At 65.4% G+C, this 13,567-nt stretch carries 15 protein-coding genes; 6 read left to right on the top strand and 9 right to left on the bottom strand.

The window, feature by feature from the left end:
- Positions 1-41 precede the first annotated feature (41 nt).
- Positions 42-371, top strand: coding sequence for an FtsB family cell division protein (locus GWK63_RS08610; protein WP_034928271.1), 330 nt, complete (start codon positions 42-44; stop codon positions 369-371).
- A gap of 79 nt (positions 372-450) precedes the next feature.
- Here the strand turns inward: GWK63_RS08610 and rpmG are convergent, their stop codons facing one another.
- Positions 451-618, bottom strand: a complete 168-nt coding sequence (gene rpmG, locus GWK63_RS08605) for a 50S ribosomal protein L33 (protein ID WP_007400522.1) — start codon at positions 616-618, stop codon at positions 451-453.
- Positions 619-777: 159 nt separating this feature from the next.
- Here rpmG and GWK63_RS08600 point away from each other — a divergent pair, with 159 nt between their 5' ends.
- Positions 778-1,986 carry a molybdopterin molybdotransferase MoeA gene (locus GWK63_RS08600; protein WP_007400523.1) on the top strand — a complete coding sequence of 403 codons (1,209 nt, stop codon included), beginning with the start codon at positions 778-780 and terminating at the stop codon, positions 1,984-1,986.
- A gap of 123 nt (positions 1,987-2,109) precedes the next feature.
- On the top strand, positions 2,110-2,784 hold the full coding sequence (lexA, locus tag GWK63_RS08595; RefSeq protein ID WP_007400525.1) for a transcriptional repressor LexA: 675 nt from the start codon (positions 2,110-2,112) through the stop codon (positions 2,782-2,784).
- On the opposite strand, the gene bioD is transcribed toward lexA, so the two are convergent.
- Genes bioD through GWK63_RS08580 form a run of 3 tightly spaced genes read right to left on the bottom strand, consistent with a single transcriptional unit; the run spans position 2,778 to position 6,031 of the window.
- On the bottom strand, positions 2,778-4,184 hold the full coding sequence (bioD, locus tag GWK63_RS08590) for a dethiobiotin synthase (protein WP_007400526.1): 1,407 nt from the start codon (positions 4,182-4,184) through the stop codon (positions 2,778-2,780). The two genes, lexA and bioD, sit on opposite strands and share 7 nt — an antisense overlap.
- On the bottom strand, positions 4,181-4,840 hold the full coding sequence (locus GWK63_RS08585; protein ID WP_007400527.1) for an alpha/beta fold hydrolase: 660 nt from the start codon (positions 4,838-4,840) through the stop codon (positions 4,181-4,183). The genes bioD and GWK63_RS08585 overlap by 4 nt, the downstream gene beginning before the upstream one ends.
- Positions 4,841-6,031 (bottom strand): aminotransferase class I/II-fold pyridoxal phosphate-dependent enzyme, encoded by a 1,191-nt coding sequence (locus GWK63_RS08580; RefSeq protein ID WP_007400528.1) that lies wholly within the window; start codon positions 6,029-6,031, stop codon positions 4,841-4,843.
- A 63-nt stretch (positions 6,032-6,094) separates the two neighbouring features.
- Between GWK63_RS08580 and GWK63_RS08575 the strand changes: the two genes are divergently transcribed.
- Positions 6,095-7,366 (top strand): adenosylmethionine--8-amino-7-oxononanoate transaminase, encoded by a 1,272-nt coding sequence (locus GWK63_RS08575; protein ID WP_040000101.1) that lies wholly within the window; start codon positions 6,095-6,097, stop codon positions 7,364-7,366.
- A gap of 47 nt (positions 7,367-7,413) precedes the next feature.
- On the top strand, positions 7,414-7,671 hold the full coding sequence (locus GWK63_RS08570; protein WP_007400530.1) for a hypothetical protein: 258 nt from the start codon (positions 7,414-7,416) through the stop codon (positions 7,669-7,671).
- Between the two features lie 54 nt (positions 7,672-7,725).
- Here the strand turns inward: GWK63_RS08570 and GWK63_RS08565 are convergent, their stop codons facing one another.
- Both GWK63_RS08565 and prmC read right to left on the bottom strand, forming a co-directional pair.
- Positions 7,726-8,295: a DUF4167 domain-containing protein gene (locus GWK63_RS08565; protein WP_040000103.1), complete on the bottom strand. Its 570-nt coding sequence runs from the start codon at positions 8,293-8,295 to the stop codon at positions 7,726-7,728.
- 264 nt (positions 8,296-8,559) lie between these two features.
- Positions 8,560-9,423 carry a peptide chain release factor N(5)-glutamine methyltransferase gene (gene prmC / locus GWK63_RS08560; RefSeq protein WP_007400532.1) on the bottom strand — a complete coding sequence of 288 codons (864 nt, stop codon included), beginning with the start codon at positions 9,421-9,423 and terminating at the stop codon, positions 8,560-8,562.
- A gap of 30 nt (positions 9,424-9,453) precedes the next feature.
- Between prmC and GWK63_RS08555 the strand changes: the two genes are divergently transcribed.
- Positions 9,454-9,894 carry a hypothetical protein gene (locus tag GWK63_RS08555; protein ID WP_040000105.1) on the top strand — a complete coding sequence of 147 codons (441 nt, stop codon included), beginning with the start codon at positions 9,454-9,456 and terminating at the stop codon, positions 9,892-9,894.
- Between the two features lie 15 nt (positions 9,895-9,909).
- Here the strand turns inward: GWK63_RS08555 and prfA are convergent, their stop codons facing one another.
- The 3 genes from prfA to ispG form a co-directional block, all read right to left on the bottom strand.
- The gene (gene prfA / locus GWK63_RS08550; protein ID WP_007400534.1) at positions 9,910-10,971 is read right to left on the bottom strand and encodes a peptide chain release factor 1; all 1,062 of its coding nucleotides are present in this window, start codon (positions 10,969-10,971) and stop codon (positions 9,910-9,912) included.
- 2 nt (positions 10,972-10,973) lie between these two features.
- Entirely contained in the window at positions 10,974-12,230 is a 1,257-nt protein-coding gene (gene hisS, locus GWK63_RS08545; RefSeq protein ID WP_040000107.1) for a histidine--tRNA ligase, read from the bottom strand.
- Positions 12,231-12,314: 84 nt separating this feature from the next.
- Positions 12,315-13,475: a flavodoxin-dependent (E)-4-hydroxy-3-methylbut-2-enyl-diphosphate synthase gene (gene ispG / locus GWK63_RS08540; protein WP_007400536.1), complete on the bottom strand. Its 1,161-nt coding sequence runs from the start codon at positions 13,473-13,475 to the stop codon at positions 12,315-12,317.
- Positions 13,476-13,567: the final 92 nt, after the last annotated feature.

Here is a 13,567-nt window from a genome sequence, read left to right as displayed (position 1 = left end):
TAAGTCCGTCCGGCATATATCAAGGCAGGGGGAAGAACATCATGCAACTGGGCAAGATCATGCGGCGCGTGCTGCACGCAACCATTCCCCCTGCCCTGTTCATTGGCCTGACCGCCTATTTCGGCTGGAATGCCATGCGTGGGGAGCACGGGCTGCACAGCTATGCCACCCAGCTGCACCTGCTGGATGAAGCCCGTTCCGCCCAGAAGGACGCCACGGCGGAACAGGAAGTCTGGCTACGCCGCGTGCGGGGGCTGAAGGAAGGCGCGCTGGATACCGACCTGCTGGATGAACGCGCGCGTTCCATGCAGAACCTTGCCCGTCAGGATGAGATTGTCGTGCCCTACGGGGACCATGACCACCTGTACTGACCAACGGGGCCGGAATGCAGGCGCAAAAAAACCCCGGTCGTCTCCGCCGGGGTTTTTCTGTATCCGCCGGGGCGGAAGATTATTTGATCTTCGCTTCGCGGAAGGCCACGTGCTTGCGTGCCACGGGGTCATATTTCCGCAGTTCCATCTTGCCGGTCTGGGCGCGGGCGTTCTTCTTGGTCACGTAGAAGTAGCCGGTGTCCGCCGTGGAAACGAGTTTGATCTGAATGGTGTTGCTCTTGGCCATGATATCCTCAGCACTGCTCCGCCGCTGCTGGAACACTCGGGTGCAGCAGTGGTTCAAGTTGGCGGAAAATGCGCATACACAAGGCTGAGGTCAAGCACCCAGACCGATATTTCTGCTTAAATTTGTCGATAACGGGTAAAAAAAGGAGTGCGGTGCACGATGTTGAGTGTTTCCGAAGCGCGCAAACGGATTCTGGACGGGGTTTTTCCCCTGCCCGCCGAGGTCGTGCCCCTGACCGAAGCCTGTGGGCGCGTCAGTGCGGCACCCGTGGCTGCCCTGCTGTCCAACCCGCCTGCTGATGTTTCGTCAATGGATGGTTATGCGGTACGGGCGGCCGACCTTTCGGGGGGTGGCGTGTCGCTGGCGTGCATTGGCAACGCCCCGGCGGGGCATCCCTTTCCTGGTCGGGTCGGGGCGGGGCAGTGCGTGCGTCTCTTTACCGGAAGCCTCATGCCCGCAGGCACGGATGCGGTGCTGATACAGGAAAACGCGCAGGCCGATGGCACGGCCGTCACCACAACCCATACCCTGCGCCCCGGTACCTACGTGCGCAGCCAGGGCCAGGATTTTGCGGCGGGTCAGGTCATCATCCCGGCGGGCAAAAGGCTGTCGGCGCGGGACGTGGGGGTTGCGGCCGCCGCCAACCATGCGTGGCTTGCGGTCACGCGTCGCCCACGCGTGGCCATTGCCGCGACCGGCGATGAACTGCTGCTGCCCGGCAGCCCGGTCGGAACCGGGCAGATCGCCAATTCCAACACCCCCATGCTGGCGGCCCTGCTGCGGGGGGCGGGGGCCGAGCCGGTCATGCTGCCCGCCCTGCGTGATGACATGGCCGACCTTGCCACACTCGAGCGCATGGTCGATGGCGTGGACATGCTGGTCACGGCCGGGGGGGCCAGTGTCGGCAGTCATGACCTGGTGCGGCGGGGACTGGAACAGGTGGGCCTGAAGACCGATTTCTGGAAGATCGCCATGCGGCCGGGCAAGCCGCTGATGTCGGGCCATCTGGGCCGCCTGCCCTTTATCGGCCTGCCGGGCAACCCGGTGGCGGCCTTTGTGTGTTCCATCGTGTTCGTGCTGCCTGCCCTGCGCCGTATGGCGGGCATGGCGCAGCCGGCCGAACCCGTGATGCGTGCCGTCCTTGGCGCGGATGTGCCCGCCAACGACCAGCGCATGGACCATCTGCGTGCCACCCTTGCGCATGACGCGCAGGGCCAGCTTGTGGCCACGCCCTTTCCCGTACAGGATTCGGCCATGCTGCACATCCTGGCGCAAAGCCAGGCGCTGGTGCTGCGCGCGCCCCATGCCCCCGCCGCGTGGCGTGGGGAGATGTGCGACATCATCCGCATCGATCAGGCTCCGGCCTGAACGCGGGCGCTAAAGCCGGTTGACGCGACGGGTGGAACCAATATAGAACATGGAAACAGGTTTTTGGTTTGTTCCACCGCACGCGTGTTGCGGTGTCATCGCCCCGGCAAAAGGACATGTGGTATGCTTACAAAAAAACAGCATGAGCTTTTGCTATTCATAGACGGCCATCTGCGCAGGACCGGATTTTCCCCTTCCTTCGATGAAATGAAGGATGCGCTTGGCCTGCGCTCCAAATCCGGCATCCACCGGCTGATTTCCGCACTGGAGGAACGGGGGTTCCTGCACCGCAGGCATCACCGCGCCCGCGCGCTGGAAATCCTGCGCCTGCCAGATATCGAGATCCCGCCGCCCCCGCCGGTCAAGGCACCCGGGCCTTCCCGCCCCGAGGGCGCGGACGCGGCCTTTCTGGTGCCGGTGGTGGAGGTACCCTTCGTGGGCCGTGTAGCCGCCGGCAATCCGATCGAGGCGATCACGACCGACACCACCCGCATTGCCGTTCCGGCGGACATGCTGGGCAAGGCCAGCCATTACGCGCTGGAAGTGATGGGGGATTCGATGCAGGACGCGGGCATACTGGACGGCGACATGGTCATCATCCGCGAGGGGACGCAGGCGACCGATGGCCAGATTGTCGTGGCGCTGGTCGATGGGGATGAAGTGACCCTCAAGCGCATCCGTCACGAAGGTGGCGAAATCGCGCTCATTCCCGCCAATACCCGGTACGAAACCCGCCTGCTGCCCGCGTCGCGCGTCAGCGTGCAGGGGACGCTGGCGGGGCTGATCCGCCGTTACTGACCCCCCTCGCCGGTAACCTGTGCCCATGGCGGCAGGCGACCGGCCAGTTCGGCCACCGCCTCTGGCCCCATGGGGATGACGGGTGGGAAATCAGCCAGTATCCGCACCTGCCCATGCCGTTCTATGGCGCTGCGGGCCAGCGGTTCAGGCGGACCGTTCAGGATCACGCCCACCACATGCAGCCCGCGTGCGCGCAGGGCGGCCAGGCTGAGCAGCGTGTGGTTGATCGTGCCAAGCGCGCTGCGTGCAACCAGCACCACGGGCAGCGCAAGCCGGACCATGAGGTCGATCATCAGGTAATGTTCGGCAATGGGCACCAGCACGCCTCCTGCCCCTTCCACTACCAGCGGGCCGCGTGCGGCCGGATGGGGCGGCAGGGCGATAGCAGCGGGATCGATGCGGGTGTGGGCACGGGCTGCGGCGTCCTCGGGGGAGAGGGATGCGCCAAAAGTGGCGGCAGGCGGATAGAGCCGTGTGTCATCCAGCCGTGCGAGCTGCCGCACGCTTGTACTGTCCGATTGCGCGTCGTCCGTGCCACTTTGCAGCGGTTTCCAGTAGGCGGCATGCCATGCCAGCACCAGTGCCGCCGATGCGACGGTCTTGCCCACATCCGTATCGGTGCCGGTTACGAATACACCGGGCCACGCAGCCCTGCGGAACTGCCCGTAGGCCACATTATAGGACATGGTGAAGGGATTCGCCCCGGCCGCCGCCAGTACGCGGCGCATCTGGCCTGCGGTCGCGGGCGGGTGGTCGGTATGGGTGGCGCCTATGGCCCTGAGTTCGCGGGCGAAGGCCAGCGGTGTGGCAGGCATGTCCACAATCTGCGATACCTCCCACAGCCCCGTGCCCATGACGGGCCATTCCGCCTGCAGCCGGGCCTGCGTCGGGTAGTCCGGAACGGGACAGGCCACGCCCGCACGGTCATAGGCGGCACGCCACTGTGCAAGGCTGCCGGCGGCCAGCGTGGCCAGGGCCATGTGTCCCCCCGGTGCCAGTAGCCCGGCGAGGGCATGCAGCGCCTGTGCACGGTTATGGAACCATTGCATGGCAAGGCTTGAGCAGATCAGGTCGAACGGTCCCTGCGCGTCCGGTGCCTGCCCATCCATGACATGCAGGCGCAGATGCGTGTCACCGGGCATCTGTCGCGCCATGCGGTCCAGCATGCGCGGGGCAATGTCGGTTGCTGTGATATGGGCGCGGGGGAAAAGCCTGCGCAGTTCGCGGGTCAGCAGGCCGGTGCCGCAGCCGATTTCCAGAATACGCGCGGGTGCTTCCTGCCCATACTGGCGGCCGATGCGGCGGGCCAGTTCCATCGCGGCCAGGCGCTGCACGCGGGCGGCCTGTTCATAATCATCGGCTGCGTCAAATCGGGCGGCAATGCGCGCGGTGCGGGTCATGGCGGGGGTATCCGTCGGGTCAGGTCGGTAATGGCGCGGGCACAGTCGGCCGCATGGGTCAGGGGAAGCAGGTGCCCTGCGTCCAGCCACCGGGTGGGAACCGGGCCATGGGGCGGAAAGCAGGCCCGTGTCAGGCCGGGGGGGGCGATGGCATCATGTGTTCCGGCCATGACGTTCACGGGGCATGGGGCATGGCGCAGGTCGGGCCTGCAATCCATGTCCATCAGGGCGGCCAGCCCCTGTTCCAGCCTGTCGCATGCGATATGGGGGGGGACGGGCGTGTCGATGCCCGCACGCTGGCGGAAGGTCCGCAGCATGCCCTCGGGCGCATGGCGCAGGCCTGTACGCATGCGGGCGATTATGCGCGGGGAAATGCCATCGGCAAAGTCGGGGCCGGCGCCGAAGCGGCTGAAACCGTTGATCAGCAGCAGCCCCCGGCAGTGCGGGCCGTGATGGCGTAGCAGCCATAATGCCCCCAGTGAATGTCCCACCCCGACATAGGGCCGGGCCGGCAGGTCAAGATCGGCCCGGGGGGAAAAGAAGCCGAAATCGAGGCACCGTGTCTCCATCGGGCCAAGGGCCGCACGGGTCTGCTCCCACACGGTCGGATCAAACGCCCAGCCATGCATGAAGATGATGGGAAGTGCCGGTGCCATTCAGGCGCTCCCGTGCAGGGCGGCGGGGATGGCCGTGGCCAGCTGGTGGATCATGTCATCCGTATGGGCGGCGCTGAGTGCAAGCCGGATGCGGCTGCCACCCGGCGGCACGGTGGGTGGCCTGATGGCGGTGGCCAGGATGCCACGGGCCTCCAGTGCCGCAGCAAAACCCAGCGCGCGCGGGGCATCGCCCAGCAAGACGGGAATGATCTGGGTGCTGGACGGCCCGCATGACAGGCCGCAGTCACGGATTACGCCGCGTATATGCGCCGCGTTACGGGCCAGGCGCGCGCGCGCTTCGTCCAGCATGGGAAGCAGTTCAAGGGCTGCATCCATCGCCCCCAGGACCGCAGGTGGCGGGGCAGTGGTGAACACGAAGCCCGAACAGGCATTGACCAGCCAGTCACACAGGGCCTGCGTGCCGGCAACATAGGCCCCGAACCCGCCCAGCGCCTTGCTGAACGTGCCCATTACCAGATCCACGTCATGCCCGGCGCACAGTCCGCGCCCCTGCGGGCCGAGTACGCCGGTGGCATGGGCTTCATCCACATAGGTAAAGGCGTTGTACCGGCGTGCGATCGCACAGAGCCGCGCGATATCGGTCTGGTCACCATCCATGCTGAACACGCTTTCCGTCACGATCACGCGCTGGCCCGGCGTATCCGCGTGGCGCACGAGCAGGCTTTCCAGATGGTCAAGATCGTTATGGCGGAAGCGGATCTGGCGTATGCCTGCCGCCAGGCAGCCCTGGTGCAGGCTGGCATGGTTCAGCCTGTCGGCAAGGACCAGTGGCGGCGCGCCCTGCCCGGCCGCCAGCCGCAGCAGGGCCGCCAGCACCGAGGCATTGGCCTGCCACCCGCTGGCCAGCAGCAGGGCCGCCTGCGTGCCCTTGAAGGCCGCAAGCCGGGCTTCGACCGCCATGTGCCGTTCGCTGGTACCGGTTACAAGGCGCGATGCCCCTGCCCCCGTGCCCTCTTCCGCCACCCACTGTGCCGCGCGCGCGCCAAGGGCGGGATGATGGGCCAGGCCCAGATAATCATTGGCGGAGAAATTGACCAGCCTGCGGCCGTCGCGCATGACGGTGGCCGCGCCCACATGGCGCACGGGGCGCAGCACGCGGCGGGTATGCTGGTCCGCCATATGGTCAAGTGCTGTCTGGAAAAGTGAGTCAAAACCGGCCATGAAGCGCATTCTCCTGCCGGAGCAGGCTGCTCCGGTCAATCCCGCCAACGCAATATCATATGGAGGCAGTCCATGCGCGGACCACAATGGCTGGAACGGGGCATGCATCATGTCTGGCTACCCTACGCCCAGATGCGTACCGCACCGCCCCCCCTGCCCGCCGTGGCAACGCGGGGCCGGACCATAACGCTGGCGGACGGGTCGGAACTGATTGATGGCATCGCCTCATGGTGGACCGCCTGCCATGGCTATAACCATCCCCATATCCGTCAGGCCGTGCAGGCCCAGCTTGAATGCATGCCGCATGTCATGTTTGGCGGCCTGGTCAATGAACCGGCGCTGACGCTGGCCACACGGCTGGCGGATATGCTGCCCGGTGATCTGGAGCGGGTGTTCTTTACCGATTCAGGTTCCGTCGCCGTCGAGGTGGCGATGAAAATGGCCATCCAGTACTGGCTCAACCAGGGTGAGAGCGGCCGCACCCGGCTGCTTGCCTTCCGGGGTGGCTACCATGGGGATACGATGGCCACCATGGCGGTGTGCGACCCGGAGGAAGGGATGCACAGCCTGTATGCCGGTGCCCTGCCCGAGCATTTCATGACCGACCTGCCAACGGATGACATGCGTACGCAGGCGCTGGACAGCCTGCTGGCGCAGTCGGCGGGCCGGATTGCCGCGATCATTGTCGAACCCCTAGTGCAGGGCGCGGGCGGCATGCTGTTCCATTCACCCGAGGTCCTGCGCACCCTGCGCACCCTTGCCGACCGGCATGGCGTATTGCTGATCCTTGATGAAATCTTTACCGGTTTTGGCCGTACCGGCACCCTGTTCGCCTGTGAGCAGGCCGGCATCGTGCCCGATATCATCACCCTGTCCAAGGCATTGACCGGCGGCACCATGGCGCTGGCGGCCACCGTCGCGCGTCGGCATGTGTTCGAGGCGTTCCTGTCCGACAACCCGATGCATGCACTCATGCACGGGCCGACCTTCATGGCCAATGCCATGGCCTGTGCCTGCGCGAATGCGTCCCTCGACCTGTTCGAGCGTGAACCCCGCCTGGCGCAGGTCGCCCGCATCGGTGCGCAGATGCGCGCCGAACTGGAAGCCTGCCGGCACCTGCCCCATGTGGTGGACGTACGTGTGATGGGCGCGATTGGCGTGGTGGAACTGGACCACATACACGATATGAATGCGCTCAAGGCGGCGCTGGTGGCACAGGGCGTGTGGGTCCGCCCATTTCGCAATATTATTTACGTGACCCCGGCCTTTACCATCACGGCTGCCGAGCTGCGCGTGCTGACGACCGCCATCCACACGGTCCTGTCCGGTTCGGTGCAGGTTTGACAGATGGATGGCTAGGCCATTGGGGATGAATCTGGTATGGATGCGGCATGACTTTTTTCCAGCACCGATCCTGGCGCATGACAAATCATGACAGCAAGCGACAGATCGTGCTGAAGATCCTGTCTGACGGCAAAGCGCGTTCGGTCAAGGAAATCGGTGACCTGTTCCCCGAACTGGGTACCTATCATGCCCGGCTGGCGTTGCAGGCGCTGCGCAATCAGGGTCTGGTCACGGTAGAGGATGCGCCTCAAGCCAATGACGGCCGCAAGCGCAAGGTCTGGCGGCTGGTCAATTCATGTAGCTGAACGCGGTTAACCACACGGTACCCCCACCCGCAGGGCGGATGGGGGCTTTCCGGGTCAGGAGGAACTGGATTCCAGTTCTTCCTTCTTTTCCACCGGCGGCTTGGCGCGGCGTGGCGCGCGCGGGGCACGGGGCGCGCGCGGTGCCGCGGGTGGTTCTGCCGCGGCAATGGCGGGCTGGGGCGCGGTTTCTTCGGGCTGTGCCGCAGGTGGTGCCGCTATGGCAGGCTGCTCGCCTGTTTCCTCCCCACCGGCCTCTGCCGGCTGGCGGTTATCGGCTACAGGGCGCGGTTGCGGCTGCTGGCGGCCGTTGTTCATGCGTTCCTGCCGCTCCTGCTGGCTCTGCTGCGCGGCCTGCGTCATGGCATTGAGAATGCGGAAATAATGCTCGGCATGCTGGAAATAGGCTTCCGCCATGACCCGGTCGCCGGTGCTGCTGGCATCACGGCCCAGCTGAAGGTATTTTTCAAATAGCTGCTGTGCCGTGCCGCGCACGCGCAGGTCAGGTCCATTGCTGTCAAAGACGTGGTTGCGGTTCAACGGGATCTGGCCATTGTTATGGCGTACGCTTCCGCCATTGCTGCCGCCCGAACGATTGTGACGGCCTCGCATGCGTTTCATGTTCATAAGCTGTCGCAGCACTTTCCTGTTGCCGGTCGCTGGCGCTGCCCTGGACCGTGGGGCGGTCTGCCCGTCCCGTCTGTTGCCATATTGCTTGTCCGGTCCAGACCGGACATGGATCCCTGCGCCGGGCGGAACCCGGGGGTTCGCATCGCCAGCTTTTCTGTTCTGCAATCGGGATCGCCCGCGGGGGAGTGGAAGAGCAGATCTATGTGCTGTTCGTGTTCCCTGCGCCTTTGGAATATACCGTGCGTATTACTTTCTGCCAAATTATTTTTTCACTACCAGCGCGCGCCCTATTCCCCCCAGGTCGGGGCGGATTTCCGCCACTTCCAGCCCGCGCTCACGCATCAGCGCGGGCACGCTGCGATCCTGGCCAATACCCAGTTCCAGCACTGCGGTCCCACCGGGTGCCAGCAGTGCGGGCATGATGGCCGCCAGTGCGCGGTAGGCCACCAGTCCGTCCGGGCCGCCGTCCAGCGCGCGCGCGGGTTCATGCGCCACGACATCGGGCATCAGGCCCGCCAGGTCGGCATGCGGGATGTAGGGTGGATTGCTCAGCACAAGGTCAAAGGGGCCGCGTACCGCATCGGCCCAGTTGCAGCACAGCGTGACGCAGCGTGATGCCAGTGCGTTGCGCGCGGCATTGTGCGCGGCAAGGCGTGCCGCATGCGGGTTGATGTCGGTGCCGATACCGGTGGCCTGCCCATATTCCGCCAGAACGGCCAGCAGCAGGCAGCCCGTGCCCGTGCCGATATCCAGCACGCGCAGCGCCCGCGTGCGGTCGGGCAGGTGGTGCAGCACGGCTTCGACCAGCGTCTCGCTGTCGGCACGCGGGATAAGGGTTGCGGGCGAGACGGCAAGATCAAGCGACCAGAACCCGGCCTGCCCGGTAATATAGGCCATGGGTTCATGGTTCAGGCGGCGGCCCAGCATGTGGATGAAAGTGGCATGGGCCGCATCCGTCAGCCCGTCAATACGCAGCAGGCCCGCAAGGTCGGTGCCCGCCGCATGGGCGGCAAGCAGACGGGCCTCGCGCTGCGGGGCCTCGATGCCCGCCCTGTGCAGCCGCTCCGTGGCGGCCGACAGCAGGGCGCGCAAATTTGCGGGGGAAGGCGCCATGGTCTCTTTCATCCCGGCTGCTTTCCGTCATATCTAGGTATCATGCAAATTCCGCCTCCCTCATCGCGCCCTGTCCGTGTCCTGCTGGCCACCCCTGCCCTTGCCGGGTCGTTTGACGTGGAGGACGGGTACGGCGAGGGCGAGGTTTCCGAAGTCTCGCGTCTGTATGTGGATGAACAGCTTGTTGCGACCTTCCACCTTGACCATGACCACACCACCCAGACCGCCCATGTCGAGACCCCCGTCAGCCGCGTGAATCACAGCTATGCCCTGTGCGGAGAGATTACCATCCGCCGCCCTGCCGGGAAGATCGAGATCCATCAGGTCAGTGGCGAAGGCGTGCTGCATGAGCCCGATGGCCATCATCTGGTTGCCCTGGGCGCGCGTAACTTTACCGAATTCTACCTGGCCGATCCCGATGACCCCAATGTGGTCGAACGCCACCCGGGCCGTAGTTCGCTGTGTGCCGCCCCGACTTCATGAAAGCCGTGGCCTGGTTCAGCCATCATCGGCCGCAAGCAGGGCGGCCTGTTCTTCCTGTGTCAGCGCATCGACAAACTCGTCCAGTTCACCGGCCATGACGCGGTCGATTTTATAGAGGGTCAGGCCAATGCGGTGGTCAGTCACGCGCCCCTGCGGGAAGTTGTAGGTGCGGATGCGCTCCGAACGGTCGCCCGTGCCCACCTGTGCGCGGCGGTCGGCGGCGCGGGTTTCGTGGGCGGCGGCACGGTTGCGCTCATACAGGCGCGCGCGCAGGATCTTCATCGCCTTGGCGCGGTTCTTGTGCTGGCTTTTCTCTTCCTGCATCGCCACCACGATATTGGTGGGCAGATGGGTAATGCGTACGGCACTTTCGGTCTTGTTGACGTGCTGCCCCCCTGCCCCGGATGCACGGTAGACATCAATGCGCAGGTCGCCTTCATTGACCTCCACATCCACTTCTTCCGCTTCGGGCAGCACCGCCACGGTCACGGTGGAGGTATGGATGCGGCCCTGGCTTTCGGTGGCGGGTACGCGCTGGACCCGGTGCACGCCGGATTCGTATTTCAGCCGCGCAAACACACCGCGCCCGGTTATGCTGGCAATGCCTTCCCGCAGGCCGCCCAGTTCGGACTGGTCATATTCCAGCACTTCAAAGCGCCAGCCACGCAGGTCGGCATAGCGCTGGTAGGCACCAAACAGCTCGGCGGCGAACAGACCTGCCTCGTCCCCACCAGCGGCGGGGCGGATTTCCAGGATGGCGCTGCGCTCATCCGCCTCGTCACGCGGCAGCATGGCCAGGCGGATATCGTGGCGCAGCGTGGGGATCTGCGTGCGCAGCGCGTCCAGCTCAGCCTGGGCCAGTTCGCGCATTTCGGGATCGGCCAGCATCTGGCTGGCGTCGCGTTCCGCCTCTTCCGCCGCACGCAGGGCGTTGACGCGGGCCACGATCGGCTCAAGCTCGGCATATTCGCGTGAGGCCTGGCTGAAATCAGCCCCCGACAGCCCTTCGGCCAGCAGGGCCTGCAGTTCATCGCAACGCGCGACGATGCGGTCCAGACGGTGGTCAAACTGTGCCACGATCAGGCTTTCGGGGCTGAACCGGCGCGCAGGAAGTCAGCCACCCCATCCATTGCCACCTCGGCCTGCTGCCCGCTGTCCAGATCCTTGACCTGCACCACGCCGCGCGCGATCTCGTCACTGCCGACCACGATGGCATGGGTCGCGTTCATGCGGTTGGCGCGCTCCATGCGGCGTTTCATGTTGCCGCGATAGGATGTCTCGGCCCGGATGCCCGCGGCCCGGATGGCCTGCAGCACGGTCAATCCGGCCGCCTGTGCGTCCGCCCCCATGGGGATGACGGCCACGGGGCGCGGGTCCGCCGGGCTTTCGGCCAGCAGCATGGACAGGCGTTCGATCCCGCCGGCCCAGCCAATGGCGGGTGTTGCCGGACCGCCCATTTCCGCCACCAGCCCGTCATACCGGCCACCGGCCAGCACGGTGCCCTGCGCGCCCAGGCGCTCGGTCACGAATTCGAACGCGGTATGGCCGTAATAGTCCAGACCGCGCACGATGCGCGGATTGTGCCGGAAGGGCACGCCCATCACGTCCAGCGTGCGGCGCAGCCCGTCCCAGAATTCCTGTGCCTCGGGGGTCAGGAACTGGTCGATGGTGGGGGCGTCAGCCACAAGGGCGCGGTCCTGCTGGGCCTTGCTGTCCAGTATGCGCAGGGGATTGCGTTCCAGACGGGTCTGGCTGTCGGCCGAGAGGTCATCGCGCCGGTCACTGAAATAGGTGATCAGCGCCGTGCGCCAGGCATCCCGGCTGGCGGTATCGCCCAGCGTGTTGAGTTCCAGCACGACCTCATCGCCAATGCCCAGCGCGCCCAGTACGTCGCGGCCCATGGCAATGATTTCGGCATCGGCCAGCGGCTCGGCAGCGCCCAGCAGCTCCGCGCCAATCTGGTGGAACTGGCGGTAGCGCCCCTTCTGCGGGCGTTCGTAGCGGAACATGGGACCGGCGTAGAACACCTTCTGCGGCAGGGACTGCGTCAGGCCATTGGTGACCAGGGCGCGGCAGATGGCGGCCGTGCCCTCGGGCCGCAGGGTCAGGGATTCACCGCCACGGTCCTCGAAGGTGTACATTTCCTTCGAGACGACATCGGACGTATCGCCCAGCGAGCGTGAAAAGACCCGCGTATCCTCGAATATCGGGGTCGACCATTCATCAAACCCGTACAGGCTGACAATACGGCGCGCGGTCTCCACGACATGATTGAAACGCCTGCGCTCTTCACCGATCAGGTCATGGGTGCCACGGACGGGCTGCAAACTGCTCACTACGCACTCTTCCTGCATTGAACCCGGCCTGCCCGCAGGCGGGCCGGTGGGCCACGCGCCGGATCAGGGCGCGCGGCATGTACTTCAGTCCGCGGGGGACATGCTGGCCTCGCGGGCCATTTCCTCGGCGGTGGTGTTGCCGGCATCGGCGACCTGAAGCTGCTCCACCTTCTTTTCCACCAGTTCCACAATATGTTCGATCATGTCGCCGGCGGGCATGGTGTGGTCCTGCTTGCCGGCGGAATACACCATGTGGCGGCCCGAACCGCCGCCGGTCACACCGATATCGGTCATCAGTGCCTCACCGGGGCCATTGACCACGCAGCCGATGATGGACAGCGTCATCGGCGTCTTGATATGGGCCAGCCGGTCTTCCAGCGTCTGCACGGTCTCGATCACGTTGAAGCCTTGGCGTGCGCAGGACGGGCAGGAGATGATCTTCACGCCACGGTGGCGCAGGCCAAGCGACTTCAGGATGTCCCAGCCAACCAGCACTTCCTCTTCCGGTTCGGCCGAGAGCGAGACACGCATCGTGTCACCCACGCCCGCCCACAACAGGTTGCCCAGCCCGATGGAGGACTTGACCGTGCCCGCGCGCTTGCTGCCCGCCTCGGTAATGCCGATATGCAGCGGGTGGTCACAGACATCGGCCAGCTGCTGGTAGGCCGCGACCGCCATGAACACGTCCGATGCCTTCACGCTGATCTTGAATTCGTGGAAGTCGTGGTCTTCCAGGATCTTCGCGTGTTCCAGCGCACTTTCCACCAGCGCGTCGGGGTTGGGTTCGCCATATTTTTCCAGCAGGTGCTTTTCCAGCGAACCGGCGTTCACGCCGATGCGGATCGAGCAGTTGTGGTCCTTGGCCGCGTTCACGACTTCACGCACACGCTCGGCACTGCCGATGTTGCCGGGATTGATGCGCAGGCACGCGGCCCCCGCCTTCGCCGCCTCGATGGCGCGCTTGTAGTGGAAGTGGATGTCGGCCACGACGGGTACGTTCACTTCGCGCACGATTTCGGCCAGCGCCTTCGTGCTTTCCTCATCCGGGCATGAGACGCGCACGATATCCACGCCCGCCATTTCGGCGCGGCGGATCTGGGCGATCGTGGCCTCGGCATCGGTGGTCAGCGTGTTGGTCATGGTCTGGACGGAAACCGGGGCGTCTCCCCCGACCGGGACCTTGCCGACATGGATCTGCCGTGACTTGCGGCGTTCGATATGCTGATAAGGACGATAGCTGCTCATTGTGTGCCCTCCAGATAAGGCGGCGGTTTGCGCTCCGGCCCGCCGTGGCGGGGCGCGGCACGACCCGAAAATCTGTTACATGCCGGTTTGCG

Origin of the sequence: Komagataeibacter rhaeticus, from assembly GCF_011611525.1 — a bacterium.
Lineage (GTDB): Bacteria > Pseudomonadota > Alphaproteobacteria > Acetobacterales > Acetobacteraceae > Komagataeibacter > Komagataeibacter rhaeticus.
Note: the sequence above shows the minus strand (reverse complement) of the source record. Positions and strands in the feature narration are given on the sequence as shown.

Coding starts and splice junctions, on each gene's coding strand:
- GWK63_RS08610 (WP_034928271.1), top strand. CDS start 42: ATGCAACTGGGCAAGATCATGCGGCGCGTGCTGCACGCAACCATTCCC.
- rpmG (WP_007400522.1), bottom strand. CDS start 618: ATGGCCAAGAGCAACACCATTCAGATCAAACTCGTTTCCACGGCGGAC.
- GWK63_RS08600 (WP_007400523.1), top strand. CDS start 778: ATGTTGAGTGTTTCCGAAGCGCGCAAACGGATTCTGGACGGGGTTTTT.
- lexA (WP_007400525.1), top strand. CDS start 2,110: ATGCTTACAAAAAAACAGCATGAGCTTTTGCTATTCATAGACGGCCAT.
- bioD (WP_007400526.1), bottom strand. CDS start 4,184: ATGACCCGCACCGCGCGCATTGCCGCCCGATTTGACGCAGCCGATGAT.
- GWK63_RS08585 (WP_007400527.1), bottom strand. CDS start 4,840: ATGGCACCGGCACTTCCCATCATCTTCATGCATGGCTGGGCGTTTGAT.
- GWK63_RS08580 (WP_007400528.1), bottom strand. CDS start 6,031: ATGCGCTTCATGGCCGGTTTTGACTCACTTTTCCAGACAGCACTTGAC.
- GWK63_RS08575 (WP_040000101.1), top strand. CDS start 6,095: ATGCGCGGACCACAATGGCTGGAACGGGGCATGCATCATGTCTGGCTA.
- GWK63_RS08570 (WP_007400530.1), top strand. CDS start 7,414: ATGACTTTTTTCCAGCACCGATCCTGGCGCATGACAAATCATGACAGC.
- GWK63_RS08565 (WP_040000103.1), bottom strand. CDS start 8,295: ATGAACATGAAACGCATGCGAGGCCGTCACAATCGTTCGGGCGGCAGC.
- prmC (WP_007400532.1), bottom strand. CDS start 9,423: ATGAAAGAGACCATGGCGCCTTCCCCCGCAAATTTGCGCGCCCTGCTG.
- GWK63_RS08555 (WP_040000105.1), top strand. CDS start 9,454: ATGCAAATTCCGCCTCCCTCATCGCGCCCTGTCCGTGTCCTGCTGGCC.
- ispG (WP_007400536.1), bottom strand. CDS start 13,475: ATGAGCAGCTATCGTCCTTATCAGCATATCGAACGCCGCAAGTCACGG.